Annotated in this window: 2 protein-coding genes and 2 pseudogenes; 2 read left to right on the forward strand and 2 right to left on the reverse strand. The window is 68.1% G+C overall.

What is annotated here, in order from left to right:
- A partial coding sequence (locus KZA10_RS11130) for a glycosyltransferase family A protein (RefSeq protein ID WP_218682915.1) occupies window positions 1-939 on the reverse strand: 939 nt, incomplete at its 3' end.
- Window positions 940-1,164: 225 nt separating this feature from the next.
- Here KZA10_RS11130 and KZA10_RS11135 point away from each other — a divergent pair.
- Window positions 1,165-1,800 (forward strand): PadR family transcriptional regulator, encoded by a 636-nt coding sequence (locus tag KZA10_RS11135; protein WP_218682916.1) that lies wholly within the window; start codon window positions 1,165-1,167, stop codon window positions 1,798-1,800.
- Window positions 1,801-1,848: 48 nt separating this feature from the next.
- Window positions 1,849-2,784, forward strand: a pseudogene (locus KZA10_RS11140) (ABC1 kinase family protein); the annotation flags it as partial.
- Here KZA10_RS11140 and KZA10_RS18085 read toward each other — a convergent pair.
- Window positions 2,779-2,934, reverse strand: a pseudogene (locus KZA10_RS18085) (MarR family transcriptional regulator); the annotation flags it as partial. The pseudogenes KZA10_RS11140 and KZA10_RS18085 sit on opposite strands and share 6 nt — an antisense overlap.

Below are 2,934 nucleotides of genomic sequence, written 5' to 3' on the forward strand. Positions count from 1 at the left end.
GGAGGAGTTCATGTAGGTCACGGGGATCACGGGCACACGCCCGTCGGCGTCTACGGCGTCGAGGTCGCCGAGCACCTCTTCGAGCTGCTCCCAGCACTCCTCGACCTGGTCGATGTCGGCCATGTCGAGGAGGCGGTCGCGGTAGTCGTCGGGATACCGGACCATCTGTCGTCCGGAGAGCCGTTTCAGGATCTTCCCGCGGAACCAGTGCCGCAGCAGGCGGTCACGCAGCTTCCCGGGTTCGGTGTGCGCCTCGACGAGATCGAGCACCGTCTCCAGGTGGGGGAAGTACGTATCGGGGTCGATGCGCGACGAGCTCGCGCTGCCGGGCTCCTTCACCCAGGCGTAGCAGGGCTCGCTCGCCAGGATCGAGATCGTCGATGCGGCGAAGTAGGCCTGCATCACGAACAGATGATCCTCGAGTCGCACCTTGCCCTCGGGGAAACGGATGCCGTTGGCCCGGAGGAACGAGGTGCGGAACATCTTGTGCGGTGTGAGCATCTCCAGCAGGGGATCGGTCCCGAGCACCGCGCGAGGGACGTCGTGGCTGAAGATCCGGCTCGGGAGGCGACGACCGATGCCGACCTCCTTGCCCACGATCACGTCGGACGAGTTCAGGTCGGCGTAGTCGCACAGCTTCTCGAGCGCACCGTCGAACAGGTAGTCGTCCTGGTCGACGAACTGCACGTAGGTGCCGCGGGCGGCATCGACTCCGTGGTTGCGGGGCATACCCGGCCAGCCGGAGTGCTCCAGCGAGAGCACGCGCACGTGGGGGCGATCGCGGGCGATGGCCGCCAGGCGCGCGCCGGTGGGCTCGCCGGAGCCGTCGTCGCACAGGAGCACCTCGAAGGCCGAGGTGCCCAAGGTCTGGCGATCGAGCGAAGCGATGAGGTCGTCGAACGAGGGCCCGGGTCGGAACACCGGGACGACCACGCTCACGCGGATGGCGTCTCCGGCGCTGGTGCTGTTATCCGGTCGATCACTCTGTGACAAACGTCTCACTCCCCCAAGTCGACAAGTCACCGAGCTAACCACGACTTCCTGTGTGCGTCACCGGGCTTGCGCGACGCCCGGGCGTGTGCACTCCGGGCTCGGAGACTCCCACCCCACACACAGCATGAACGATATATCGTTGAGTATCGTTCACCACAGCAGGAGGTCATCATGAACAACGCATTCCCCTCCAACCCGTTCGGCGGCAACGGCGGCTCCGGGAGCAACGGCGGACCCGGCGGACTCTTCGGCGGCTCCGGCTTCGGAGCGGGCCCCGGTGGGCCGGCCTCCGCGATCTTCGAGGCGATGGACCAGCTCCGCAAGTCCTTCGAGTCCCGCCCTTCCGGAGGCTCGCGCATGGCCCGCGGCGACGTCCGCACGGCCGTGCTCTCGCTCCTCGCCGAGAAGCCCATGCACGGCTACCAGATCATCAACGAGATCGCCGAGCGCAGCGGCGGCACCTGGAAGCCGAGTGCCGGCTCCGTGTACCCGACGCTGCAGCTGCTCGCCGATGAAGGACTCATCGAGGCCGAGGAGCAGAACGGTCGTAAGACCTACTCGCTCACCGAAGCAGGGCGAGCGATCGCCGACGAGAGCTCCGAGACCCCGGCTCCGTGGGAGTCGTCCTCCAGCAAGGACGGGAACCGCGACAACGCCCGCTTCCACGCGCTGCCCAAGGCGGGCGTAGACCTCGCAGCGGCGGCCGCCCAGGTCGGTCGCAGCGGAAGCCCGGAGCAGGTGCAGGCGACCATCGAGATCCTCGACGAGGCGCGCCGTAGGCTGTACTCGATCCTCGCCCAGGACTGATCGCGCAGTGCGGCATCCGGTGAGGAGCGGCGAAAAGAGGATGACGCGATGAAGGATGCCGCGGCGCAGGGCGCCCATCGTGCCCGCTACCGCCGCATCCTCTCGTTCGCGGCGCGAGAACTCGTCAAGATCTGGTGGTTCGAGCTCGTCCTCCCGCGGTTCGGGATGAGTGCTGTCGCGGAGCGCACGCGTGGACCGCGCATGCAGAAGTTCGCACGGCGCTTCCACGCGCTCGCGATCGAGCTCGGCGGTCTCATGATCAAGGTCGGGCAGTTCATGTCGTCGCGCCTGGACGTGCTGCCTCCGGAGATCACCGCCGAGCTGGAGGGGCTGCAGGACGAGGTGCCTGCCGTGCCCTTCGCCGACATCCGCCGCGCTGCCGAGGCGGAGCTGGGCCGACCGCTCGCGCAGGCGTATGCCTGGTTCGACGAGACGCCGGTGGCTGCGGCGTCCCTCGGTCAGGTGCACCGTGCCCGTCTCTCGGAGCTCGACGCCGCCGACACTGGCCTCGACGGCGTCGTGGTGAAGGTGCAGCGTCCGGGCATCGATGAGATCGTCGCGGTCGACCTGGCGGCGCTTCGACGCGTCGCGCGGTGGCTGACCCGTGTGCGCCTGGTCGCCGACCGCGTCGACGCCCCGGCGCTCGTGGAGGAGTTCGCCGAGACCAGTCTGGAAGAGATCGACTACCTTCATGAGGCTGCCAGCGCCGAACGGTTCCGCGAGAACTTCGCCGGCGACCCTCGCGTCGGCACCCCCGAGATCGTGTGGGAGCGCTCGACGCGTCGGGTGCTGACGCTGTCGGACGTCACGGCCATCAAGATCAACGACACCGACGCTCTTCGCGCGGCCGGCATCGATCCGTCCGACGTCGCCGCCGTGTTCGCCGAGGTCATGTTCGATCAGGTCTTCACGCACAGCTTCGTACACGCCGACCCCCACCCCGGCAACATCTTCGTCACGCCGTCGCCCTCTGCGGAGGGCGCGGTCGAGCAGGGCTCTGATCGGGGACTCCCAGTGCTCCAGATCGCTGCGACGGAACACGTCACGGCGGGCGCGGTCGAGGTGTCGCGACAGACGATCCATCCGGGACAGGACCTCGAGGGGTGAGAAGTCGAGGTCGGGGCGCTGGGTGTT

This window comes from Microbacterium sp. BF1 (assembly GCF_019279095.1).
In the GTDB taxonomy this organism is placed as follows: domain Bacteria; phylum Actinomycetota; class Actinomycetes; order Actinomycetales; family Microbacteriaceae; genus Microbacterium; species Microbacterium maritypicum.